This is a genomic window from Propioniciclava flava, from assembly GCF_004126535.1.
GTDB lineage: Bacteria > Actinomycetota > Actinomycetes > Propionibacteriales > Propionibacteriaceae > Propioniciclava > Propioniciclava flava.
In genome coordinates this window covers 104,301-127,967 of the sequence record NZ_PPCV01000002.1, presented here as the reverse complement: position 1 = coordinate 127,967, position 23,667 = coordinate 104,301, and the positions used below count along the sequence as shown (strand labels likewise).

Annotated in this window: 23 protein-coding genes; 14 read left to right on the top strand and 9 right to left on the bottom strand. The window is 68.4% G+C overall.

Annotated features, from left to right (window positions below; genetic code table 11):
- Positions 1 to 29: 29 nt before the first annotated feature.
- Genes C1706_RS03355 through C1706_RS03345 form a run of 3 tightly spaced genes read right to left on the bottom strand, consistent with a single transcriptional unit; the run spans position 30 to position 1,883 of the window.
- Positions 30 to 425 (bottom strand): hypothetical protein, encoded by a 396-nt coding sequence (locus tag C1706_RS03355; protein ID WP_129457829.1) that lies wholly within the window; start codon positions 423 to 425, stop codon positions 30 to 32.
- Between the two features lie 49 nt (positions 426 to 474).
- On the bottom strand, positions 475 to 1,392 hold the full coding sequence (gene ygfZ / locus C1706_RS03350; RefSeq protein WP_129457828.1) for a CAF17-like 4Fe-4S cluster assembly/insertion protein YgfZ: 918 nt from the start codon (positions 1,390 to 1,392) through the stop codon (positions 475 to 477).
- Positions 1,389 to 1,883, bottom strand: coding sequence for a heme-binding beta-barrel domain-containing protein (locus C1706_RS03345; RefSeq protein WP_129457827.1), 495 nt, complete (start codon positions 1,881 to 1,883; stop codon positions 1,389 to 1,391). Before C1706_RS03345 ends, ygfZ begins: the two co-directional genes overlap by 4 nt.
- A gap of 132 nt (positions 1,884 to 2,015) precedes the next feature.
- On the opposite strand from C1706_RS03345, the gene dtd reads away from it, so the two are divergent.
- Positions 2,016 to 2,465, top strand: coding sequence for a D-aminoacyl-tRNA deacylase (gene dtd / locus C1706_RS03340; protein WP_129457826.1), 450 nt, complete (start codon positions 2,016 to 2,018; stop codon positions 2,463 to 2,465).
- Positions 2,466 to 2,499: 34 nt separating this feature from the next.
- Positions 2,500 to 3,171 carry a winged helix-turn-helix transcriptional regulator gene (locus C1706_RS03335; protein ID WP_129457825.1) on the top strand — a complete coding sequence of 224 codons (672 nt, stop codon included), beginning with the start codon at positions 2,500 to 2,502 and terminating at the stop codon, positions 3,169 to 3,171.
- Here the strand turns inward: C1706_RS03335 and C1706_RS03330 are convergent.
- Positions 3,146 to 4,579, bottom strand: coding sequence for an MFS transporter (locus C1706_RS03330; protein WP_129457824.1), 1,434 nt, complete (start codon positions 4,577 to 4,579; stop codon positions 3,146 to 3,148). The two genes, C1706_RS03335 and C1706_RS03330, sit on opposite strands and share 26 nt — an antisense overlap.
- A 9-nt stretch (positions 4,580 to 4,588) precedes the next feature.
- Between C1706_RS03330 and mshD the strand changes: the two genes are divergently transcribed.
- From mshD to C1706_RS13940, 12 genes are all read left to right on the top strand, one after another.
- Positions 4,589 to 5,500, top strand: coding sequence for a mycothiol synthase (gene mshD, locus C1706_RS13950; RefSeq protein ID WP_348981022.1), 912 nt, complete (start codon positions 4,589 to 4,591; stop codon positions 5,498 to 5,500).
- Positions 5,501 to 5,575: 75 nt separating this feature from the next.
- Positions 5,576 to 7,669, top strand: a complete 2,094-nt coding sequence (locus tag C1706_RS03320; protein ID WP_129457822.1) for an RNA degradosome polyphosphate kinase — start codon at positions 5,576 to 5,578, stop codon at positions 7,667 to 7,669.
- Positions 7,666 to 8,544: an NUDIX hydrolase gene (locus C1706_RS03315; RefSeq protein WP_129457821.1), complete on the top strand. Its 879-nt coding sequence runs from the start codon at positions 7,666 to 7,668 to the stop codon at positions 8,542 to 8,544. The genes C1706_RS03320 and C1706_RS03315 overlap by 4 nt, the downstream gene beginning before the upstream one ends.
- A gap of 264 nt (positions 8,545 to 8,808) precedes the next feature.
- Entirely contained in the window at positions 8,809 to 9,903 is a 1,095-nt protein-coding gene (pstS, locus tag C1706_RS03310; RefSeq protein ID WP_129457819.1) for a phosphate ABC transporter substrate-binding protein PstS, read from the top strand.
- Between the two features lie 78 nt (positions 9,904 to 9,981).
- Positions 9,982 to 10,953: a phosphate ABC transporter permease subunit PstC gene (gene pstC / locus C1706_RS03305; protein WP_129457818.1), complete on the top strand. Its 972-nt coding sequence runs from the start codon at positions 9,982 to 9,984 to the stop codon at positions 10,951 to 10,953.
- A complete protein-coding gene (pstA, locus tag C1706_RS03300; RefSeq protein WP_129457817.1) occupies positions 10,953 to 12,011 on the top strand; it encodes a phosphate ABC transporter permease PstA in 1,059 nt (352 codons plus the stop codon). Before pstC ends, pstA begins: the two co-directional genes overlap by 1 nt.
- A 21-nt stretch (positions 12,012 to 12,032) precedes the next feature.
- Positions 12,033 to 12,812, top strand: a complete 780-nt coding sequence (pstB, locus tag C1706_RS03295) for a phosphate ABC transporter ATP-binding protein PstB (RefSeq protein WP_129457815.1) — start codon at positions 12,033 to 12,035, stop codon at positions 12,810 to 12,812.
- A 55-nt stretch (positions 12,813 to 12,867) separates the two neighbouring features.
- Positions 12,868 to 13,794, top strand: coding sequence for a DUF2510 domain-containing protein (locus tag C1706_RS03290; RefSeq protein WP_129457814.1), 927 nt, complete (start codon positions 12,868 to 12,870; stop codon positions 13,792 to 13,794).
- 125 nt (positions 13,795 to 13,919) lie between these two features.
- Positions 13,920 to 15,974, top strand: a complete 2,055-nt coding sequence (locus C1706_RS03285; protein ID WP_129457812.1) for an ATP-binding protein — start codon at positions 13,920 to 13,922, stop codon at positions 15,972 to 15,974.
- 57 nt (positions 15,975 to 16,031) lie between these two features.
- Positions 16,032 to 17,186, top strand: a complete 1,155-nt coding sequence (locus C1706_RS03280) for an LCP family protein (protein ID WP_129457811.1) — start codon at positions 16,032 to 16,034, stop codon at positions 17,184 to 17,186.
- A gap of 29 nt (positions 17,187 to 17,215) precedes the next feature.
- The gene (locus C1706_RS13945; RefSeq protein ID WP_164987408.1) at positions 17,216 to 17,599 is read left to right on the top strand and encodes a hypothetical protein; all 384 of its coding nucleotides are present in this window, start codon (positions 17,216 to 17,218) and stop codon (positions 17,597 to 17,599) included.
- A 2-nt stretch (positions 17,600 to 17,601) separates the two neighbouring features.
- Positions 17,602 to 17,910 (top strand): phosphatase PAP2 family protein, encoded by a 309-nt coding sequence (locus C1706_RS13940; RefSeq protein WP_164987407.1) that lies wholly within the window; start codon positions 17,602 to 17,604, stop codon positions 17,908 to 17,910.
- Here C1706_RS13940 and C1706_RS03270 read toward each other — a convergent pair.
- From C1706_RS03270 to C1706_RS03250, 5 genes are read right to left on the bottom strand one after another with little or no spacing between them, the layout of a single operon-like run.
- Positions 17,907 to 19,112 carry a glycoside hydrolase family 3 N-terminal domain-containing protein gene (locus C1706_RS03270; protein WP_129457807.1) on the bottom strand — a complete coding sequence of 402 codons (1,206 nt, stop codon included), beginning with the start codon at positions 19,110 to 19,112 and terminating at the stop codon, positions 17,907 to 17,909. The genes C1706_RS13940 and C1706_RS03270 overlap by 4 nt on opposite strands.
- Positions 19,109 to 20,503: a mycothione reductase gene (locus C1706_RS03265; protein ID WP_129457806.1), complete on the bottom strand. Its 1,395-nt coding sequence runs from the start codon at positions 20,501 to 20,503 to the stop codon at positions 19,109 to 19,111. The genes C1706_RS03270 and C1706_RS03265 overlap by 4 nt, the downstream gene beginning before the upstream one ends.
- A gap of 12 nt (positions 20,504 to 20,515) precedes the next feature.
- Positions 20,516 to 21,373 carry a c-type cytochrome biogenesis protein CcsB gene (gene ccsB / locus C1706_RS03260; protein WP_129458071.1) on the bottom strand — a complete coding sequence of 286 codons (858 nt, stop codon included), beginning with the start codon at positions 21,371 to 21,373 and terminating at the stop codon, positions 20,516 to 20,518.
- A 23-nt stretch (positions 21,374 to 21,396) separates the two neighbouring features.
- Entirely contained in the window at positions 21,397 to 22,932 is a 1,536-nt protein-coding gene (gene resB, locus C1706_RS03255) for a cytochrome c biogenesis protein ResB (protein ID WP_241653405.1), read from the bottom strand.
- Positions 22,932 to 23,645: a cytochrome c biogenesis CcdA family protein gene (locus C1706_RS03250; protein WP_206660974.1), complete on the bottom strand. Its 714-nt coding sequence runs from the start codon at positions 23,643 to 23,645 to the stop codon at positions 22,932 to 22,934. Before C1706_RS03250 ends, resB begins: the two co-directional genes overlap by 1 nt.
- Between the last annotated feature and the right edge of the window lie 22 nt (positions 23,646 to 23,667).

Genomic DNA, 23,667 nt, shown 5'->3' with positions numbered 1-23,667 from the left:
TCAGCCTAGGAGGTTAAGCGCGTGACACATCAGGGGACGTCCTGGCCCTGCCCCGGTGACGTCCGGCGGGCCTGTCTGCCCACCGGCCGTGCCCACAGCCAGGAGGTGACCACGCTGACGAGCACACCGATCGCCACCAACACAACCGGGTCCACGTCCGGCTTCACCAGCACCACGACCGGGACAAGCACAACGAGGGTGACGATAGGCCTCACCCACAAGGCGACCGTGCGGGGGAGCCCCAGGAGTTCACCCACACCCAGGATCACCACGATCCCCACTGCGGCCCCTCCCAGAGCGGCCACACCCCAACCCCGGACACCCATCAGCAGCGCCCCGATGACCACAAACGGGAGCAGCACCGCACACTGGAGCCCGAGTCCGACGATCAGCCGTTGGGTGATCTCCGCAGGATTCCCGTTCATCTGACCGACCCTAGCGGCCATCGCGCAACGGAGGACAGAGCCTGACCGCTCAGCGCAAGACCGGGCGCACGTGCAGGCCAGCGTCGGGATCAACGACAACCTCCTGGGACGCGGCGATGCCCGCGACCGTCAGGGGGGCGTCAAGAGGCGTATTGCGTTTCAGGAGCGCCAAACCAATCGGGCCCAGTTCGTAATGGATCGCCGAGGTACCCATGCGGCCCACGACCTTCTCCCCGGCCAGCACCTCGGCGCCCACCTCGGGCAACCGCTCGGCCGAGCCGTCGAGGTGCAGCAGCGTCAGCCGACGCGGCGGACGCCCCAGCGTGTGAACCCGCGCGACCGTCTCCTGGCCCCGGTAGCAACCCTTCTTCAGGTGCACCGACTCCCCCAGCAGGTCACCCTCCGGGTTGGCGAGTTCATTGGGGATCGCCTTCTCGTCGGCGTCCAGGAAGGGCCGCGGACGCCCGGCGGCGATGCGCAGCGCCTCGGACGCCCACGTTCCGGCCCGCGTGTCACCCAACTCCGCTTCCAGGGCGGTGCGCGGCACCCGGCGGACGCCGTCCGCGCCGCCGATCAGCGCCCACGCGGCGCTCACGTCGGCCACCTCGACCCGGGACGCGAACACCATGCGGGTCAAGTGCGCCAGCAAGGCGTCGAGGTGCCCAGGCTCGGCGAAGGCCCAGAACGTTTCACCGTCGTCGACGCCCGCGAAGGCGTGCTCAACGTGGCCTTGGGGATCAAGGATGTAGGCGCTCACCTCGACCCCGGGAGCGAGCCCCTCGAACGCCTGGCTGGACAACGCATGCAGCCACGTGAGCCGATCCGGCCCGGACACCGTGAACATCGGCAGGTGTGACAGGTCCACGGAGGCTTCCCCGGCCGTGAGCTTGCGCTGCTCGCGCAGCGGATCCCCGTAGTGCCACACGGCACCCGCGTCGGGGCCTTCGGTGTGCCGGACTTCGGTCATGCCTTCCTCAGCGTCGCCCACATGAACGGCCGCAGCGACTCCTCGCTCGTGGCCCGATCGAAGCTGTACATCAGGTTGCCGTCGACCAGACCGTACAGACGGCGGCCCGCGGTGTATTCGACCTGGGCGCGCGGGGAGCGCACCACCACGTCGGTGGTCAGATCGAGGCGGCCGGGCTGCACATCGCCGTACCAGATCTCCGCGTAGCCCTCCGGGCTGCACATCACCACGTCCACCTTCGCGTCCATGTCGGCGCGCCAAAAGCCCGTCTCGATGGTGAGGGGCTCCATCGGGGTGCCCTCAGCGTCCAGGGTGAAGAACTGCGCTAGATAATGCAGGTAGTCGGCGCCGTTCTCAGCGAAGTCGATCTGCACGCCAAACTCGATCTTCTCCTCGCCGGGCCACTCGCGGAACCCACGGCCCTCCCACCGGCCACGCAACCAAGCCAAACCGGCCAAAGCGGGGTTGATGTCGGATGGGATTTCGATCATGACGCCTCCTGCGGTTCCGTTCTGAACTACAGCAACGCTAGCCGCTCCCGCTTTCTTCCACGAGGCGGCTCGTGGCAGGGTGTGGGAGTCCCGGGCGGGACGCCCCCGCCCCCGAACCCTGCGGAGGGGCTCATGCGGCTGGTGGTGCAGCGCGTCACGCGAGCGAGTGTCAGCGTCGACGGCGAGGTGGTCGGCGCAATCGGTCCGGGGCTGTGCGTCCTCATCGGCGTCACCCACACCGACACCGATGCCGACGCCGACCGACTGGCCGACAAGCTGTGGGGGCTGCGCATCCTCGAGGGGGAACGCTCCGCCGCCGACGTCGGCGCGCCGCTGCTCGTCATCAGTCAGTTCACCCTGTACGCGGACGTGCGCAAAGGGCGGCGTCCCTCCTGGAGCGCTGCAGCGCCGCGTCCGGTCAGTGAGCCGCTCGTGGCGTCCTTCGTCGCCGCGCTGCGGCGTCGCGGGGCGCACGTAGAAGAGGGCATTTTCGGCGCGGATATGGCCGTCGAACTCGTCAACGATGGCCCCGTGACGCTCACTCTGGACAGTGTCATGTGGGAGACCCCCTCATCGTCGTAGAATCAGGGCGAACTGACGAGGGGCGGAGATAACCATGGCGCGGGTGTTGGCGGTCAGCCCCAACGCCGTCGTCACACCCGGCGCGGCGGCCATTCCAGCATTGGCGCTGTTGGCGCACACCGTGGTGGAGATGCTCCCGGATGCCTCCATCGTCACCGAAGCTCAGCGCGTCGACCTCGTCGTCGTCGATGGCCGCGCCGACCTGACGACGGCACGCCAGATGTGCCGGCTCCTCAGCGCGGCCGGCTCGAGGATTCCCGTGCTCCTCGTCCTTGGCGAGAGCGGCTTCGCCGCGATCAGCCCCGAGTGGGGGGTGGCCGACATCGTCGTGGGAACAGCCGGGCCAGCCGAGTTCGATGCGCGCATCCGCCTCGCCATCTCCCAGGATGACGAACCGGGCATCGTGAACGCGGGCGGTCTGACCATCGACGAGGCCGCCTACCACGCGGCACTCGATGGCCAACCTCTCGATCTGACCTACACCGAGTTCGAACTCCTCAAATACTTGGCGCAGCATCCCGGGCGCGTGTTCTCCCGCGAGACGCTGCTCTCCGACGTGTGGGGCTACGACTATTACGGCGGCACCCGGACGGTCGACGTCCACGTGCGTCGCCTGCGCGCCAAGCTCGGCGTCGAGCACGAGTCGCTGATCGGGACGGTGCGCAACGTGGGCTACCGCTTCAGCCCCGAAGCGTCCCACGACTGACGGCTCCACTACTCGGAGCGGGCGCGGCTCGGAGCGCCCACCACGACACCACCGCGCCCAGAACCAGCAGCCCGGCACAGACCAGCATCGCCCGTTGGTATCCGGGGCTGAACACGGCCGCATCCCGATAGTCGCTGCCCAAGCCAACCGCGGCAGGCAGCGCCGCGATAGCAAGCAGGGTGCCGGTACGGGCCACCGCATTGTTGACCCCGCTCGCCACCCCCGCAAAACCCTCGGGAGCGGCGGCCAGCACCGTCGACGTCAGTGGGGCGACCAGCAGGCATAGTCCCAGGCCGAACACGAGCAGCCCGGGCAGGACGGCCGTCAGGTAGCCCGCCAGGCCAGCGTCCGAGGCGTCCACGAACGACAGCCAGGCGACGCCGATCGCACACGACAGGGGGCCCACCGTCATCGGGATGCGAGGCCCGATCCTGGTGCCCAACTCGCCGCCTTTGGCCGCCAGCGCCATCATCAGCACCGTGATGGGCATGGACGCCACCCCGGCCAGCAGCGGTTCGTAGCCGACGGTGATCTGCAACTGCAACGTCACGAAGAACGACATCGCCCCCAACGCGGCATAGGTGAGCAGCGTCATGAGGTTCGCCCCGCTAAACACGCGATCAGCGAACAGGGACGGCTCCACCATCGGGTGCTCGGTCCGCCGCTCCACCAGCACGAAAGCCACGCCCAGCACCACGGCAAGCCCCAGCAGCGCAACCGTCATGGCAGCCCCGAGCGAGGCGGATTGGATCAAGGCGACCGTCGCGGCCGCCAAGGTCGCCGTCGCCAAGACCGCCCCGCCCACGTCGAAGCGACCCTCGACGCGATCGCGGCGACTCTCCGGGACGGCCACGCGGGTCACCCACAGCGTCGCCACAGCGAGGGGAATGTTGATGCCAAACACCCAACGCCAGGACGCGTACTGCACAAGCCAGCCGCCCAGGAACGGGCCCGCGATCGAGGCGATGCCCGTGGCGCCCGTCCACGCACCGATGGCCTTGGCGCGATCGGTGACCCGCAGCGACGACTCCAGCAGCGCGAGACTGCCGGGTGTGAGGAGCGCCCCACCGACGCCTTGCAGCAGCCGCGCGACGATGAGCTGTTCTGGCGTCTGTGCCAGCCCACACACCGCAGAAGCGACCGCGAACCACACGACGCCGAGGCTGAAGATGCGGCGGCGTCCGAACCGGTCCCCCAACGACCCACCCAGCAGAATGAGGGACGCCAATGCCAGGAGGTATCCGTTGGTCACCCACTGCAGGTCGGCGAGCCCGGCGCCCAGATCCTCCCCGATCCGAACCAAGGCAACGTTGACGACCGAACTATCCAGCATCGCCATCCCCGAGCCCAGCACCGTCGCGACCACGATCATGCGTCCCTGCCGCGACGCCAACTCGATCCCACTCACCGGCACAGTGTGCCACCGGGTTGCCCGAGCACTCTGGGGCGCGGCCCGGGGAGGCCGTATGGTGATTTCGTGGATCCTCGAAGCAGCTTGACTCCGCACCAGCGTCTCGCCGTGATTGACCTAGCCGCCGCGGCGGAACGGGCTGATGGCACTCCTCCGCTCAACGAGGAGGCCACCTTGGCGTTGACCAGGGACGATGCCCGCCACTGGCTGGTGGAGGCGGGCGGCGTCCTCGTCGGCTACGCCCAGGAGCAACCCGCCAACCAGACCGCCCAGATCGTGGTGCATCCGCAGCACCGGCGCGCCGGGCACGGGACCGCGCTGCTGGCGGCGCCGGCCGAGTCGGCGTCCCCGCACGTGTGGGCGTTCGGGACGAGCGACGCCGCCCAGGGGTTCGCCGCAGCCCGGGGCCTGGTCGCGGTGCGCGGTCTCAGCATGATGGAACGCGTCCTGAGCGAGGAGCCCGCACCCAGCACCCCCGAGGGTGTGACGCTTCGCGGTTACACCGACGCGGACGCCGAAGCGTTCTTGACGCTCAACGCGGCCGCGTTCGCCCATCACCCCGAGCAGGGCCACTTCAGCGCGGCCGATCTGGTCGCCCGCCAGCACGAGGACTGGTGGGAACCCGATGGACTGATCCTGGCCACCCAACAAGACACGCTGCTCGGCTTCCACTGGACCAAACGTCACGACGCGGACACCGGCGAGGTGTACGTGCTCGGTGTCGCACCTGAGGCGTCCGGGCGGGGGCTCGGCAAGGTCCTGTTGCAGGCGGGGCTGGCACATCTGTACCGCGGCGGAGCCACGCGCGTCCTGCTCTACGTCGACGCCGGCAACGAGGCCGCGGTGGCGCTCTACCGCAAGGCTGGATTCGTCGTCGTGCACACCGACACCCTCTACGCCCCGGCGACCGCCTCCTGAGATGCCCAGAACACGCATTTTGTTTGCGGCACCGCCGCGTGCCAAGGTGTCGCGACCACTGGGGAGGGGGACGCTGTGAGTGAGCCGACCGAGGAGCCGTATCTGCCTGCCGACCGGTTCCTGGATCGGGAACTGTCGTGGTTGTCGTTCAACCAGCGCGTCCTCGACCTCGCCCGCGACGCCGAGCGCGTCCCGCTACTGGAACGCGCTCGGTTTCTGGCCATCTTCTCCTCCAATCTGGACGAGTTCTTCATGGTCCGCATCGCCGGGCTGAAGCGCCGCATTGCCGCCGGTGTCGCCGTCCCGGGAGCGTCCGGGATCCTGCCGCGAGACCTGCACGAACAGATGCTGGCGCGCATCCGCGAACTGACCGCGGAACAGTCACGCGTCTTCCGCGAGGAGGTCCGGCCCCAACTCGCCGCCGAGGGCATCGCCGTCGTGGCCTGGGACGACCTGGACGAATCCGAGCGCGAGCGGATGAGCACCCTGTTCGACGAGCGCATCTACCCGATCCTCACGCCGCTGGCCGTCGACCCCGCTCACCCGTTCCCCTACATCTCGGGACTGTCGGTGAACATCGCGGCCCTCCTGCGCGACCCGGTCAGCGGAGCCCGCCAGTTCGCCCGGATCAAGGTCCCCACCAACGTCGACCGGTTCGTCACCTTGAGCAACGGCCGGTTCGTGGCGTTGGAAGACGTCATCTCCCACCAACTCCACAAAGTGTTCACCGGCATGGACCTCATCACCTGGAGCACATTCCGGGTGACCCGCAACGAAGACCTCGAAGTGGAAGAGGACGACGCCGAGAACATCCTCCACGCGCTCGAGAAGGAACTCCTGCGCCGCAAGGTGGGGCGCCCTCCAGTCCGTCTCGAAGTGGACGAGGACATCCACGAAGACCTGCTGGACATCCTGCGCAGCCAAATCGACGTCACCGACTCGGAAGTGTTCTGGCTGCCCGCACCCCTGGATCTGCGCGGGCTGTCGACCGTCGCCGACCTGGACCGCGAAAAGCTCACCTACCCGAGCTTCCTGCCCAAGACGCACCCCGAACTCGCCGAGGTGGAAACCTCCAAGCCCGCCGACCTGTTCAAGGCCCTGCACGACCGGGACGTGCTCCTGCAGCACCCCTACGACAGCTTCGCCACCTCGGTGCAGCGGTTCGTCGAACAGGCGGCCGCCGACCCGGCCGTGCTGGCGATCAAGCAAACCCTGTATCGCACCTCCGGCGACTCGCCCATCGTCGACGCCCTCGTCGACGCCGCCGAAGCGGGCAAGCAGGTCCTCGTCGTCGTCGAGATCATGGCCCGCTTCGACGAGCAGGCCAACATCGCCTGGGCGCGCAAGCTGGAACGCGCGGGCTGCCACGTCGTCTACGGCGTCGTCGGGCTGAAGACCCACGCCAAGCTCTGCCTGGTGGTGCGCGACGAACCCGCTGGCCTGCGCCGCTACGCCCACATCGGCACCGGCAACTACAACCCGAAGACCGCCCGGGTGTACGAGGACATGGGGCTCCTGACATCCAACCCCATCGTCACCGAGGACGTGGGCCGCGTGTTCAATCACCTCTCCGGGATGACCCGCGAGACGAACTACCGCCGCCTGCTGGTGGCCCCCCACAGCGTCCGCAACGGCCTGCTGAAGCTCATCGGGGGCGAGATCGAGCACGCCCGCGCCGGACGCCCCAGCGGCATCCGGATCAAGGTGAACTCCATCGTCGACGAGGCCCTGATCGACGCTTTGTACACCGCGTCCCAGGCGGGCGTCCCGGTTGACCTGTGGGTCCGCGGGATCTGTGCGGTACGCCCCGGCGTCCCGGGTCTGAGCGAGAACATCCGCGTCCGCAGCATCCTGGGTCGGTTCCTGGAGCACAGCCGCCTGTTCTGGTTCGCCGGGGGCGGCGAGCCGATCGTGGGTCTTGGGTCCGCGGACCTGATGCACCGCAACCTCGACCGCCGTGTCGAGGTGCTCGTCCCGCTCACCAACCCGCGCCACATCGCCCGGATCAGCGCACTGTTCGACCTGGCCTTCGACGACGGCACGGCATCGTGGTGGCTGGAGGATCGCCACTGGGTGCAGCGGACGCACGCCGCCGACGGCACCCCCCTCCTCGACAGCCAGGCCTACCTGATCGCGACGCAAGGCGGACGACGGACGGAGCAGCGATGACCCGCAAGCTGATCGAGGCGGCCGGGACCGTCACCGTCAGAGAGAACGACGGGAAACGTCAGATCCTGGTGGTGCATCGGCCCGCCTACGACGACTGGAGCCTGCCGAAGGGCCACCTGGAACCCGACGAGTACGAGGCGACCGCAGCCGCACGCGAGACGTGGGAGGAGACCAACACCACCGTCGCGCTGCGGCGTCCGATCAAGACAATCCGCTACCCGGTCAAGAGCGGCACCAAGATCGTGCACTACTGGCTGGCCCAGCCGCTCAGCTCCAAGCGTCGCAAGGCCGACCGTGAGGTCGACAAGGTCGCCTGGCTGACTCCCAAGACGGCGCTGGCGCGCCTCACCTACGCCGACGAGCGTTCCGTCGTCACCGAAGCGTTGGAGTTGGGCCCCACCACTCCATTCTTGATCGTGCGGCACGGCAAGGCGATGGACCGCAAGCACTGGTCGGGGCGCGATCAGGCCCGCCCGGTGACCTCGCGTGGCCGTAAGCAAGCCAAACTCCTCATCCCTCTGCTTAGCGCCTTCGGGGTAGCGGAGTTGCACTCCTCAAGCTCGATCCGCTGCATGCAAACCCTGCAGCCCTTCGCCCGCAGGCAGGATCGCGACGTGCAGGGCTGGTCGGTGCTGTCGGAGGAGATCGGCGAGACGAAACTGCCCGAGGTCACCAAGCTGATGCGTCGCCTGGCCCGCGATGCGGCCGCCTCCGGCACGCCGACCGCCGTGTGCGGGCATCGCCCGTTGCTGCCCACCATGCTGGAAGCCCTCGGCATTGCCGCGCGTCCGTTGCAGACAGCAGCGACCGTCATCGCCCACCTCAACCCTCAAGGCGAGGCCGTCGCGGTGGAGTTCCACCGCCCACGAGCCTGAACCGGGGCCATCCCGCAGGGCAAACCTCCTGTGGGGTTGCCCCGTCACCCCTACGGGGGAACGGCAGGAAACGTGCGTTGACAACGCCCGATGATGGCCGAGGCGGGAGTCGTGCCGGATCGAGACATCCTGTTCATGTTGCGTTCATCTCCGCGGAGGAATCTCGTCACGGACGCTGCCTACCGTCACGAGCGAGATTGGAAGAACGACCAGTCCTCGTGCCGCGCCACAGCGGTCCGAACGCTCGCACGTGAGGAATCACACATGTTCTCGAAGAAGCTCGCTGCGCCGCTGGCCCTCGTGGCCGCCTCGGTGATCGCCTTCAGCGGCTGCGCCGCCAACGAGGCCGCCGCTCCCGCGACCAGCGGCGGTGCCGCCTCCGGCCTCAACGGTCGCCTGACCGGCAAGGGCGCCTCCTCCATGTCCGTCGCGCAGACCACCTGGATCGCCGCCTTCCAGACCGCCAACCCTGGCGTCACCATCAACTACTCCCCCGACGGCTCCGGCGCCGGGCGTGAAGCCTTCGCTTCGGGCGCCGTCCAGTACGCGGGCTCCGACCGCGCACTGAAGGACGAAGAGATGGGTGCGGGCAAGTTCGCCGTCTGCGCGCCTGACTCCAACGCCTTGAACCTCCCGGTGTACGTCTCGCCGATCGCGATCATCTACAAGGTCGACGGCGTCACCGACCTGAAGCTCGACGCGGACACGACCGCCAAGATCTTCGCCGGCAAGATCACCACGTGGAACGATCCGGCCATCGCCGCGCTCAACCCGGGCGCCAACCTGCCGTCGGCCACCATCACCGCCGTGCACCGCTCGGATGACTCCGGCACCACCGAGAACTTCACCGACTACCTGGCCCAGGCCGCGCCGTCGGTGTGGAACCAGAAGTCGGCTGGCATCTGGCCGGACGCCTTCCCGGGTGAGGCCGCCAAGGGCACCGCCGGTGTGGTGGGCGCCGTCCAGTCCGGCAACAACACCATTGGCTACGCCGATGAGTCGCAGGCCGGGTCGCTGGGCAAGGCTCAGATCAAGGTGGGCAACGAGTTCTTCGGCCCGACCGCTGAGGCTGCCGCCAAGCTCGTCGACAACGCCACCAAGGTGTCGGGCCGCTCGGCCAACGACTGGGCCTTGAAGCTCGACCGAACGGCTCAGGGCCAGTACCCGATCGCCCTGGTTTCCTACGCGCTGGTGTGCGAGCACTACGCCGACAGCTCCGTGGCGAACCTGGTGAAGTCCTACGTGGGCTACATCGCCTCCGATGCGGGCCAGAAGGCCGCCCAGGCCAAGGCGGGCAACGCCCCCCTGTCGGCCGACATGCAGGCCAAGCTGAAGACCTCGATCGACTCCATCAAGTGATCCCTTCTCGGCCTGGCCGGGCCTCCCGCCTGGTCAGGCCGAGCCCCTGCCCTCACCCGGCCCAGTGAAGAAGGAAGCGTGAGTACCGCAACCCACACCAGGCAAGCTCCCGAGGACGATCTCGCCCTCGTCCCCGCCAAGCCGCGCATCGGCGACAAGGTCTTCACCGGCCTGTCCACCGGCGCTGGCATTGCGATCTTCGTCATCTTGGCCGCCGTCGCCTTGTTCCTCATCGCGCAGGCCTTCCCGGCACTCACCTCGACCCCCGAGATGCTGCAAAGCCGTGGCTACGGCCCCTTCTGGTCCTGGGTGGCCCCCTTCGCCTTCGGCACGGTCTACTCGGCCTTCTGGGCATTGGTGTTCGCCGTCCCGGTCGCCATCGGGATCGCGCTGTTCATTTCGCATTACGCGCCGCGGCGACTCGCCAGCGGCCTGGGCTACGTCATCGACCTGCTCGCGGCCGTCCCGTCCGTGGTGTACGGCTTGTGGGGCGCCAATACCTTCGCCGCCGCGCTGCAGCCGCTCCACGCCTGGCTGGCCACCTATCTCGGCTGGTTCCCGCTGTTCACGCCCCCCGCGTCCGGCACGGGCCGCTCCATGCTGACCACGTCGCTGGTGCTCGCCGTCATGATCTTGCCGATCATCACCTCGCTGTGCCGCGAAGTGTTCTTGCAGACTCCGAAGCTCCACGAGGAGGCCGCCTTGGCGCTGGGTGCCACGCGCTGGGAGATGATCTGCATGGCCGTGTTCCCCTTCGCCCGCGCGGGCATCGTCTCCGCGGTCATGCTCGGCCTGGGACGCGCCCTCGGCGAGACCATGGCTGTGGCCATGGTGCTGTCAGGTGCAGGCGTCATCAAGTTCGACATCATCGGACAGCAGAACCCCAACACCATCGCCGCGACGATTGCGCTGAACTTCCCCGACGCCTCAGGGCTGCGGATCAACCAGCTCATCGCCGGCGGCCTCATCCTGTTCGTGATCACCCTGGCGGTCAACATGCTCGCCCGGTGGATCGTCCGGCGACGCGCCGCCTTCTCAGGAGCCAACTGATGACCGCCACCGCACTCAGCAAAAGCGATTCCCTCACCGCAGGGCAACTCCCCCGCTGGTCCACCCCAGCCACTGTGGTCGGGTCGATCGCCCTGGCCGTCCTGGTCACCCTCCTGCTGGGGCCGTTCAACGTCGGCCTGGCTGCCGTCTTGGCGTTCGTCATCTACCAGGTCGTCACCTACTGCAGCTCCGGACTCGTCGAGGGGCCCCGACGGGCGACTGACCGCCTCATGACGGGCTTCATCATCGGCGCCTTCCTGCTGGCCCTCGTGCCGCTGATCTGGGTCGCGGCGACCACCCTGGCCAACGGCCTGGGACGCTTCGACCTGGCGTTCTTCAACAACTCGATGCGCAACGTCGACGGTGTGGGCGGCGGCGCCGTGCACGCCATCTACGGCACGCTCATGATCACCGGTGTGGCGACGCTCATCTCCGTCCCGGTGGGGCTGCTGACCGCCATCTACCTGTCGGAGTACGGACGCGGACACCTGGCCCGCGGCATCACCTTCTTCGTGGACGTGATGACCGGCATCCCCTCCATCGTCGCGGGCCTGTTCGCTTACGCGCTGATGACGCTGCTGCTGGGTCCAGGCACTGTGAGTGGCTTCTCGGGCTCCCTCGCCTTGTCGGTCCTCATGATCCCCGTGGTGGTCCGCTCGACGGAGGAACTGCTGCGCATCGTACCCAACGAGTTGCGGGAAGCGTCCTATGCCCTGGGCGTCCCGAAGTGGCGCACCATCTTGCGCATCGTCTTGCCGACCGCCGTATCGGGCATCGTCGCCGGGGTCATCTTGGCGATCGCCCGCATCATCGGCGAGACCGCACCCCTCATGGTTGCCGCAGGCTTCACCCAAAGCATCAACATGAGCTTCTTCTCGGGTCCGATGATGACGTTGCCCACGTTCGTCTACGACCAGTACGCCTACCGTGGCTTGCCGCCGGAGGCGTTCGTCGACCGCGCCTGGACGGGCGCACTCATCCTGATCCTCATCGTCATGGCCCTCAACCTGATCGGCCGCCTCGTCGCGAAGCGGTTCGCCCCGAAGTCCGGCCGGTAATCCAAGGAGACCAACGCACTCATGTCCAAGCGCATCGAAGCCAAGAACCTCGACATCTTCTACGGCGACTTCAAAGCCGTGGAAGGCGTCTCGATGATCATCGAGCCGCGTGCTGTCACCGCGTTCATCGGGCCGTCCGGCTGCGGCAAGTCCACGTTCCTGCGGTCGCTGAACCGCATGCATGAGGTCATCCCCGGCGCGAGCGTCAAGGGTGAACTGCTGCTCGACGGCGAGGATCTTTACGCTCCGGCCGTCGACCCGGTCAACGTCCGCCGCCAGATCGGCATGGTGTTCCAGCGACCCAACCCGTTCCCCACGATGTCCATCAAGGAGAACGTGCTGGCCGGGCTCAAGCTCAACAACAAGCGAATCTCCGCCGCCGAGGCCGACGAGGTCGCCGAAGAGGCCCTGCGGGGGGCGAACCTGTGGGAAGAGGTCAAGAACCGTCTCGACCTCCCCGGATCAGGGCTGTCGGGCGGTCAGCAGCAGCGCCTGTGCATCGCCCGCGCCATCGCTATGCGTCCGTCGGTGCTCCTCATGGACGAGCCGTGCTCGGCCCTGGACCCGATCTCGACGCTGGCGATCGAGGACCTCATCGGCACGCTGAAGAACGACTACACGATCGTCATCGTGACCCACAACATGCAGCAGGCCGCCCGGGTGTCCGACACCACGGCGTTCTTCAACATCGCCGGGACCGGCCAGCCGGGCCACCTGATCGAGATGGATGACACCAAGACGATCTTCACCACGCCCAACGAGAAGGCGACTGAGGATTACATCACCGGCCGATTCGGGTGAGTCCAGCGGCATCCCTTGTGGCTGTCCCCTCGGGTCCGCAACCTAGAATCACCTCATGACTCAGCCAGGTTGGTACACGGACCCGAGCGGGCAGCCAGGAATGTTCCGGTGGTGGGACGGTTCGACGTGGACGACACACGTCTCCCCGAACCCGTCCTCCCCCGCCCCGGGGCTGGCACCCTCCCAGCCCGCCCCCCCGGCGGGTTCCCTCCCGATCCGGGAGGCGCAGCAGGGCCGCCCGGCGGGCCCCTACACCTACGCCGAGATCGATCAGCGCTCCTCCAAGCTGGGCCCCGCGCTGGCGCTGGGGCTCATCGGCCTGCTGATCATCGGCATGATCGTCGGCGGGTGGTATCTGTTGAGCGGCGCGTTCGGCGGGAACACCGACGAGGCTGCCTCCAACCCCACCTCGAACGTATGCCCCAAGATCACGTTCGACCCCAGTGCCACCCCGAGCTCGCATGCCAATCCCAGCGGTCGCGTCCAGGGGGGCAAACTCTCCTACCCCTTGCTAGGCTCCCCGTGGGGCCCTGTGCGCCCCGACAACCGCGTTCCCTTCGGCCGCGACGCTTACGGGCAAAGCGTCATGGTGCAAGAGGACTACGACGGTAAGGGGAGCAGCTGGGTTGCCTCGCTGCTGGTGGGGGAACTCGTCGCGGGGGACGGCTTCTTCTCTCCCCAGCAGGGCTCCGAGATCGTCACCCGGTGCGTGCTGGGTGTCTTCTACGGCGACGCTGCCGTCTCCCGCCAAGACGTCGTCAGCCAGGCCACCACGGTCGACGGCAAGGACGCCTGGGTCACCGAGATGCACCTCGGCTTCTCCATCAAGGGGCTGAACGAGACCGGCGAGACCGCGATCATCGTCATCGTCGCCACCAGCGACGAGTCCTCCAGCCTCTACTACGCCTCCATCCCCGACAGCAGGCCTGAACTGCTGGCCACCGCACGGCAGGTGCAGGCACAACTGCGCGTCGAACCCTAAGCGCACACCTCCGGCCCCTGCGGGGTCACCCTCGGCTCCTTCGTGGCCTGTGACCGTGATGTGACATCGGCCAGCAACACTCCACCGGACGACAGAGATGACTAGTCGAACGGTGGTGAGGGCTCATGAAGGTTGCCTACGATCAGCCCGCGGTGGCGGTCCCGGTGGGTGCTGGTTCAGCCCGCATCGGTGGCTTGGACGGGGTACGCGCACTGTCGGTCGCCGCCGTTCTGCTCTACCACGTGTCGGCGGTCTGGGCTCCGGGCGGGTTCGCTGGGGTCGACGTCTTCTTCGTGGTCAGCGGATACCTCATCACCACGCTGCTGGTACGCGAGCATGACCGGGCAGGGCGGATCAACCTACCCGCGTTCTACGTCCGCCGTGCGCGCCGCCTGCTGCCTGCCGCCATCGCGACCGTCACGGTGACGGGACTGGCGGCGCTCGTCGTGGGCGGCGACGTGCTCGTGGGCCTACCCGCCTCCTTCCTGGGGATCGCGACCTTTTCCCAGAACTGGGTGATGCTCGCAGCCGGAAACGACTACTTCGCCCAGACCCGCACCGGGCTGTTCGACAACTTCTGGTCGCTGGCGATCGAGGAGCAGTTCTACCTGGTGTGGCCCTCCCTGCTGGCCCTGTGCTTCACGTCCGGGCGCGCACCCAGGGCTGGGGGGCTGGGCTTCGCGGCAGTCCTCGCGGTCGCCGCTCCGTTCGTGATGAGCGCCTCAGGGATGGGGGCGGCGGCCTACCTCTCCACGTTCGGGCACCTGTTCGGCCTGGTCATCGGCGTCTGGTTGGCCGTGCTGCTCTCCGCCCGCCACGCGCCGACGGATCCTCGGCCCGGAACCACCGTGGCAGGGGCCGCGATCGTGGCCACCACCGGCGTCCTCGTCTCCTCGGCCCGGCAGATCATCTACCAGGCGCGCCAAAACGCGATCCTCGCCGAGTATCGCGACGCCACGGACGCGGTGCGCCAGGAGATCTCCGCGGACCCCTCCGGCGTCGGCTGGGACAGCCTGGCCCGCATGCTGCCTCGCCGCAGCGCCATCGTCGTGCCTGCAACGGGGCGCATCGCCGGAAATCTCACCGCGCAGGAGATCCCCGCCTCCTGGCTCGACCCAGCCAGCCAGCCACCCGCCGGAGCTCTGCGCTACCTGCGCACCACCCTCGGCGGGGACGAAGTCTTCCTCGTGGGCTTGGCGTCCTTCGATCCGGCATCTGCAGCGCCCACGGTGCTGATCGTGAGTTCCTACTCGTTGGAGCCGCAACGCCAGCAGGTGATGCAACTCGTCACGGCTGCCGTCGTCATCGGCGGGGCGGCGCTCCTCGTGACCGGCACGGCCGGGTTCTTGATCGCCCGCACGCTCACCCAGCCGTTGCGCCGCCTGACCGCCATGGCCCGCGCCCTGGGCGAGGGCGAGACCCCACCAGCGACCACCTCCACCTTTACCGACGTCAACCAGATCGCCACCGCACTCCACGAATCCGGCACCCGCCTAGCCACCACGATGACCGAACTCGCCCGCCGCGAGCACGACGCCCGACGCCTGGTCAGCGACGTAGCTCACGAACTGCGCACCCCGCTGACGTCGATGACCGCCGTGGCCGAGATCATCGAGGAGTTCGACCAGGCCACCCACGAGGAGCGTGCCATCGCGATGACCGTGACCAGCCGCGGCGTCCGACGCCTCACCGTGCTGATGGAGCAACTCCTCGAACTGTCGCGCATCGACGCGGGGGCAGCCACCGTGACCCCCTCGCCCCTCGGCGTGCGCGAACTCCTCACCGCCACGGTGCAGCTTCTGGATCCCGACCGCGTCGTCGACGTCCAGGCCCCCACCGGGCTCAGCGTCACCACGGACGCCGACCGCCTCCACACGATCGTGGCCAACCTCCTGAGCAACGCGCTGCATCACGGGGCGCCGCCCGTGACGGTGTCCGCCGAGACTGCCGCGGGCCACCTCGTCGTCAGCGTCCGCGATGAGGGGCCAGGCATTCCCGCCGAGCACGCGGCCGACGTTTTCGAGCGGTTCGTCACGTTGGACACCGCGCGGCACAATCCCGCCAGCAACGGTCTGGGGCTCGCGATCGCCCGCGACAACGCCCGCCTGCTCGGCGGGGAACTCACGCTTCAGGAGACGACCACGGGGGCGTGCTTCCGCCTCACCCTTCCGCTCGTGTGACCGTCCTGTGACGTCGCCGCCCCACGATGACGAGCGACGACGAAAGGACTCACTCGCATGCCTCAGCCCCTCCCTCGTACCCCACGCGTCCCGCCCCGCGCGCAGCCGCCTCAACCCCGGTGGGGACGCATCATCCTCGTGGTGCTCCTGACCGTGCTGCTCATCGCCGCCACCGCCATCGCGCTGGGCGCCGCGCGGCTCAGTTCCCAGCTCACCACCGTGGATCTCAGTGACCCGGGCCCCGACCCGATCGCCGACTACTCGGGAGCGTTCGACGTCCTCCTCGTCGGGTCGGACGGCCGCGCCGGGCAGGGCGCCCAGTACGGGGAGGGCAGCGACATCGCCGGCGCCCGCAATGACGTCACGTTGTTGCTCCACGTCAACGCGGCACACAACCAGGCCACCATCGTCTCCTTTCCCCGCGACCTGCTGATCGACTTTCCCGCGTGCACAAGCCCGAAGGGCACCCGCGTGCCTGCTGAAACCGGTGTCGCGTTCGGGGCCGGGCTGAGCCGAGGCGGCCTGGGCTGTGTCGCGACGGCGGTGGAAAGCCTGACCGGGTCCCGGATCCGCTTCGCCGCCCAGATCAGCTTCCAGGGCGTGATCGAACTCTCGACCGCCGTGGGCGGCGTCCCCGTCTGCTTCACCGGCCCGATCGACGACCCGCGTTCGGGCCTGAGCATCCCCTCGGCAGGCACCTTCGACCTTTCCGGCGAACAAGCCCTGGCGCTGCTGCGCTCCCAGCATGGCGTGGGCGACGGCAGCGACCTGGCACGGATCTCCACCCAGCAGGTCTTCCTGTCCTCCCTGGCCCGTACGCTGCGCGCACGGGCGACCTTGGCCGACCCCGTCCGCCTGTATGCGATCGCCGACACCGCAAGCCGCACGATGGTGCTCTCCACCGATCTGGCCGACCCTGGCACCTTGGCGTCGTTGGCCACCACGGTCGCGGGCATCCCGGTCGAGACGATGGCGCTGGTCACCTACCCCTATCTGCCCCATGGCAACCGGGTGGTTCCCGACAAGGCCGCCGCCACGACACTGTTCGGGCTGATCGCGGCGGACCAGCCGCTCCACCTCGACGCATCGCACACCGGACGCGGCGCCACCACCAGCGGCGGTCCAGCCCCCACGAGCCCCACGGCCTCGTCTCTGCCGAAGAACGTCGATGGCCAAAACGCCGATCGGGCCACCTGCGTGGTCCCTGCCTGAGCGTCCCGCCGTCCCCGAGGAGAGTTCTCATGACCACCGCACCCTCCGTCCCCCGATCCATCTCAGCGCCGCCCACCGGTCGGCGTCCCGGCTGGGGCTCCCTCGCCGCAGGGCTCGGATTCGGGGGAGCCGCGGGCGTGCTCGCCGTCGTCGCCGTCTTGACCCGTCCCGGCCAGACCCTGGACCAAGCCCTGATGATGACGCTCAGCGAACAGTCCGGGGCCACCAGGAGCCTCGCCGCCCAGATGATGTCGGGCCGGATCGTGTGGTTCGCCCTCGCCTGCGTGGGCGTTGCTCTGATCTGCGCGTGCATGCGGCCTCGGCGCGGGGGCATTGCAGGCCCCCTCGTAGCGTTCGCCGGGTCAACCTCACCTCGCAGGTGGTCAAGTCGCTCCTCGAGCGGCCCGAACTGACCGTGGGGCCGCATCTGTCCAACTCGTTCCCCTCCGGTCACGCGGCACTCGCCTGGGGTGCTACGTGCGCGCTCGTCCTGGCCCCCCGGACGTGGTTGCGCGGTCTCGCCCTGCCGGTCGCTGCCGTCGGTTCCCTGCTGATCAGCATCGGCGTGGTGGCAGCGGGGTGGCATCGCCCCAGCGATGTCCTGGGGGCTGCCCTGCTGGCTGCCGCCTGGGGATGGGGCGTCCACGGTCTCACCCTGCTGGGAGGGCGGCCTTCCGGGTCAGGTCGTCGGGGTCGACGCTGGGCTACGCCCCGACGAGGCTAAGAATCACACGACGCGACGCCGAGCCGTTGTTTGAGCTCCAAAACGCGCGCCGCGCTCGCGCGTACCTGGGCCGCGAACGCCGGATCGGCATGCGCTTGCTCCACCAGACCCGCGACCATCGCAGACGCCGCCGACGGGTCGACACTGATCGCCAGATCACCCCCCGCCCTCACGAACCGGACGGCCCGCTGCTTGACCGGAACGGACGCAACCGCCTTCGCCGCACCGAGGTCGTCGCTGGTGATCACCCCGGTGAAGCCCAGCCCCCGCACCAGGCCCACCACGGTGGGGCTGAAGGCGGCCGGGCTGGACCCGTCGATCCGGGTGAAGTAGGCCGTCGACACCATGATCGACGCCACATCCGCCGCAATGGCGCGCCGGTACGGCAGCAAGGCAGGGTCGTCGGCGGTGGTGACGCTGTCGACGACTTTGGCGGCGAAGTCGGTGTTGCCGGTCACCTGGCCCAGGTTGGGAAAGTGCTTCGCCGTTGCCCCGACATTCGCCTGTTGAAGCCCCTCGATGAAGGCCGTGGCCTTGTCAGCGACCTTCTCCGGGGTGGAGCCGTAGCCGCGCTTCAGCTTGCCGATGGGTTCGTTGGTGGACGCCTTGCCCGGTGGGACCACATCCACCACCGGGGCGAAGTCCAGGTTGATCCCCGCACGAGCGAGTTCGCTCCCCCAGGTGTGGGCTGCCGTGCGCAGGTCGGCGTCCGACATCGCTGCCTGCTCGACCGCTGAGGGCATCGTGCTGAACCCGGCCCCCTGAAGCCTGCGGACCGTGCCACCTTCCTGATCGACCCCGACCAGGATTCCGTGATCCCCACCCGCCTTGCGGATGGCCGCCACCCGGGAGGCCGTGCCTTTCACACCACCGCTGGAGGTACCCATCAAGATCACCGACCCGATGCGCGAGGAGGACAACACCGAGGCCCCCGTGGCGTCCAGGGAGCCCGTGACCCCCATCATGACGAGTTGACCGGCAGCGTCCTCCACGGACATCTCGCTGGCGACGCGCTGACAGGTGCTCAGCGGGGCGGGGGTCGCCGTGGCGGGGGTGGACGCGCTGGGGGTCGCGGTCGCCGACGCAGAACTCGCGGAGGCTGACCCCGTGGCCGTCGGCGCGGGAGTGGGCCCCACCGGCGTCTGGCAGCCGGTGAAGGCCAGACTGACGAGGCCGAGGAGGATCAGCCCGCGGCGGATCATTGCCCCTCGCCCAAGCCCAGACCCAGCAGCGCGTTCTCGACCACCTCGGTCAGCGCCGGATGAATCCAGAACTGGCCCCGAGCCATCTCGCTCACGCTCAAAGAGAAACTCATCGCCTGAATGAGCGGCTGGATCAGCACGGACGCCTGGGGCCCGATCACGTGGGCGCCCACGAGGCGTCCGGTGCGCCGATCCGCGACGACCTTCACGAAGCTGTCGCGGTCCTCCATGGCCCACCCGTAGGCGGTTCCGGCGTAATCCTGGACCGCGACGACCACATCCAAGCCGCCCTCGCGGGCCTCGCGTTCCGTGAGACCAACCGAGGCCACCTGCGGATGCCCGAACACCGCATGCGGTACGGGGCGGTCATCGCGCCGTGCCGGATGCTGCGGGTCGAGCAGGTTGTGGGCCACGATGCGCGCCTCATGGTTGGCCACGTGTTTGAGCATCCACGGCGAGCTGACGTCCCCGAGTGCCCAGATCCCCGGCACGCTGGTGCGCTGCTGGTCGTCGACCAGAATGAAGCCCGCGGCGTCCATCGCGACACCGGACGCCTGCACGTCCAGGGTGTCGCCGTTGGGTGTCCGCCCGGTCGCCACCAGAAGCAGGTCCGACTCGACCGCGTCGACGCTGCCATCGCGTCGGCGCATCGTCACGGTGACCACACCGTCGGCCACCGAAATGTCGGTGATGTCGCGCTCCAGACGCAGGTCGATCGCCTCGGCCAGCACGGAGGTGTACCGCTCCGCGATGGCCTCGTCCTCGCGGCCCAACACGCGGGCCGATCGCCCGATCATCGTGACCGAGGAGCCGAACGCAGAGAACACGTGAGCGAACTCTGAGCCGATGTAGCCGGTGCCCAGGATGGTGATGCGTGGCGGCAGTGAGCCGATGCGCATGATCGTGTCCGACGTGTGCGCCAACCCTGCCTCGAACGCGGCGGACAAGCCAGGAAGGGGCGGGATCACAGCGCGGGATCCGGCCGCGATGACGATCTTGTCGGCCGTGATCTCCTCATCGCCGACGCGAAGGGTTTTTGGCCCGATGAAGCGTCCCGTCTCCCGGAACAAGGTCACGTTGGGGCTCTCAGCGCGCCAGTCGCGTCCGGCGTCGGAAATGGGGTCGATGCGCCCGAAGATACGATCGCGTACCTGGGCCCAGTCGGCGCTGGCGGCGTCCAGGTGCACACCGACGCGGGCGGCGTCCGCGGGGCTGGTGAGGTAGTCGGCGGGCAGGACGAACATCTTCGTCGGGATGCAGCCGTAGTTCAGGCAGGTGCCCCCGAAGCGGCGCCCGTTGTCGAGCAAGGCAACCCGCTGGTGAGCAAACCGCTCGTCGATGATCGAGTTGCCCGAACCGGCGCCGATGACGATGAGATCGAATGCACGCACTTCGCCAGTGTGTCAGATGCCCGCATAGGAGTGGAGGCCGCTGACGAGCAGGTTGATGCCGACGAAGTTGAACCAGAACACAATGACGCCGATGATCGCCAGCCAGGCGGCACCCACACCCCTCCAGCCTGCGGTGACCCGGGCGTGCAGGTAGGCGGCGTAGACGACCCACGTCACCAGGGACCAGGTTTCCTTCGGGTCCCAACCCCAGAACCGGCCCCAGGCGTAGTCGGCCCACACGGCGCCCGCGAGGATCGTGAACGTCCACAGCGGGAAGGCGAAGCGCAAGACCCGGAAGGAGAAGTCGTCCAGCGTTGCGGCGCTGGGGAGTTGCGCCAGCCATCCGCGCACCTCCCCCTTCCGCTCAGCCCGGAGCCGGACGAGATAGAGGATCGCGGCGATGCCCCCGAGGTTGAACGTCGCCCCAGCGATGGCCGCGGCCACGATGTGAATGATGAACCACACTGAGTGCAGCGCCGGGACCAGCGGCGCAACAGCCACGTAGAACACGGTGACGGCCAGCCCCTGGCCAACGGCCAGCAGCAGCGTGAGGGGAAGGCCCAGCCACGCCCAACCACGCCGCCAGATGAGGTACAGGGCGAAGAGTGCGGCGAACCCGAGCGAACTGGTGACGAACTCGTACATATTGCCCCAGGGGGCCCGCTGGGCGGCTACACCGCGCAAGACGATGCCTGCTATGTGGCTCAGCACCGCCACGAGCATGAGGCCCAGCCCGATCCGACCAAACCGTGAGGCGCGCACCGCACCCGTCGTGGCGCCGGGGGTTTCGTCACCGGGGCGTCGTGTCGCCGCCCATTCCAGGGCGTAGGCGCACATCGCGAGTAGATAGATCACCGCGGAGCTGACCATCGCCAGGCTCGAATAGGTGGCGATCACGGGGCATCCTCCTGGCTGGTGGGTGACACGGTGGTGCCGGACGCCTCCGCCCCGGCGGCGGCGGCCAGGGCTGCGACGTCATCGTTCAACCCTGTGGCGGACTCGGCTCGGTCCAATCCGCCGGCGTCGACGCGCAGCGTCCCATCCTCCTGCTCGCTGACGCGCAGCCATAGACGGCGGGGCCGCACGTACAAGCTCGCCGATACCCCGGCCACGGCGATCAGCACCGAGGCGATGACTAGCCACAGACCGGGCTCGTAGCTCACCTGCAGCTTCGTCCAGCGGCGCCAGTCGTCGAAGGACAGCGTGGAGCCATCGGGCAGATCGACGATCTGACCGGGGGCGATCTTGAAGGTGACCAGCGTCCCGTCAGCGGTGCGCATCTGCGTCAGGCCGGTCTTGTTGAGGGAGTAGACCGACTCGGGCACGCCCGTCTCGGTGCGCGGGGCACCCGTCCAGGCGGTGAGGAACAGTTCGGGCGACAGCGCATCGGGGAACACCGAATGGGGACCGCGCTCATCGACGACCGCCGTGGGGAGGAAGAACCCCTCGAAGGCGAGGTAGTCGGGTCGGGCGTCCGGCGCTTTGATGACGCCCAGGGAGGTGAAGTTCCCATCTTGGGGCAGGAAGATCACAGGGCCGGAGAACGCCACGTGACCCTGTGGGTCGGTCACGGTCACGACCGGGGCGTATCCATGCCCGATCAGGTGGATCTTCGTCCCGTCGACGACGAGCGGCTGGTTGACTTCGATGCGGGCTTTCTCAGGGGTGCCGTCGGCGTGGGCAACGCGGACGTCGGCTTGGAAGACGCGCGCTGCTCCACGCTGCACCTCCCCGGTCTCGAACTTGGCGGTGAAGCGGTCGATCCACACGGTGAAGGGGGCCAGGTCGGCGGGGGTGAACGCGGCCCCAGCGGTGAAGTCGTCGTATTGGGTGAGGTTGTTGGAGAAGGCTTGCCCCTCCACGGTGATGACTTCGCCTTTGTAGCCCCACAACGAGTTCCAGCCCAGCCCCACCAGCATCACCACGAAGCTGAGGTGGAACAAGATGTTCCCGAACTCCCGCAGGTAGCCCCGCTCGGCAGCCACCGAGTCGCCGTCGCGCCTGGTCCGAAAACGCCGTGAGGCGAGGAGTTTCTGCCCCGCAGCCAGCGCCTCATCGGCCGACAGCGTGGAGGTGCCCTGGACCGACGCGGGCAACCGGTTCAGGTGCCGGGGGGTGCGCGGGGGCGGGGTACGCAACGCTCGGGCATAGACGCCGATCCGCGGGATGATGCACCCCACCAGCGAGATCATCAGCAGCAGGTAGACGGCCGCGAACCAGGGTGAGTGGTAGATGTCGAACAGGCCAAGCTTCTCGTACAGGTCAGCGACGGCAGGGTTGGCTGCCTTCCAGTCCGAGACCCGGATCGGGGCGACGGGACGCTGCGGAAGCAGCGAGCCGGGGATCGCCACCACGGCGAGGGTGAACAGCAACAGCAGCGCGGTGCGCATGGAGGTCAGCTGCACCCAGAACAGACGCAGGTAACGCATCAGATCACCACCCCGAACGCGGACGCCCATTGGCGAAACACGCCCATGAGACGGTCCCACAACCCGCTGACGAGCAGGAGACCGACGAGCACCATCATGCCCCCGCCGAGGCGCTGCACGACACCGTGATGCTGCTTGAACCAGTCGGCGGTGCTGCTGAACCGCTCAAAAGCGAGCCCTGCCAGCAGGAAAGGAATCCCCAGCCCGAGCGCGTAGGCCAGGGCGAGGACCGCCCCCCGCAGGGCTGTGCCTTCGTTGATGGCCAAGGTCAGCACCACCGAGAGCGTCGGCCCGATGCAGGGCGTCCAGCCCAGCCCGAACACCACCCCGAGCAGCGGGGCGGCGGCCAGGCCGACCGCCGGGGCGCGGTTAATCCGCACAGTGCGCTGGCCCAGACGAAGGACGCCAGCGAAGACCAGGCCCAAGACGATGGCCAGGATGCCGACGACGATGGTGATCGGGCGGCTCCAGGTGAGCAAGAACCCACCCAGGCCGCCGAACAACGCACCCGTGGAGACGAAGACGAGCGCAAATCCCAGCACGAACAGGCTGGTGCCAGCGAGCATGCGTCCGCGTCCGCCGCGACCTTCGGTGACCTCACTGGCCGCCAGACCGGTCGCGTAGCTGAGGTAGCCAGGCAGCAGCGGCAGGACGCAGGGAGAGAAGAACGACACCACCCCGGCCAGGACGGCCACCGGCAGCGCCAACGGCATGGACCCCCCGGCGGCCTGCGCG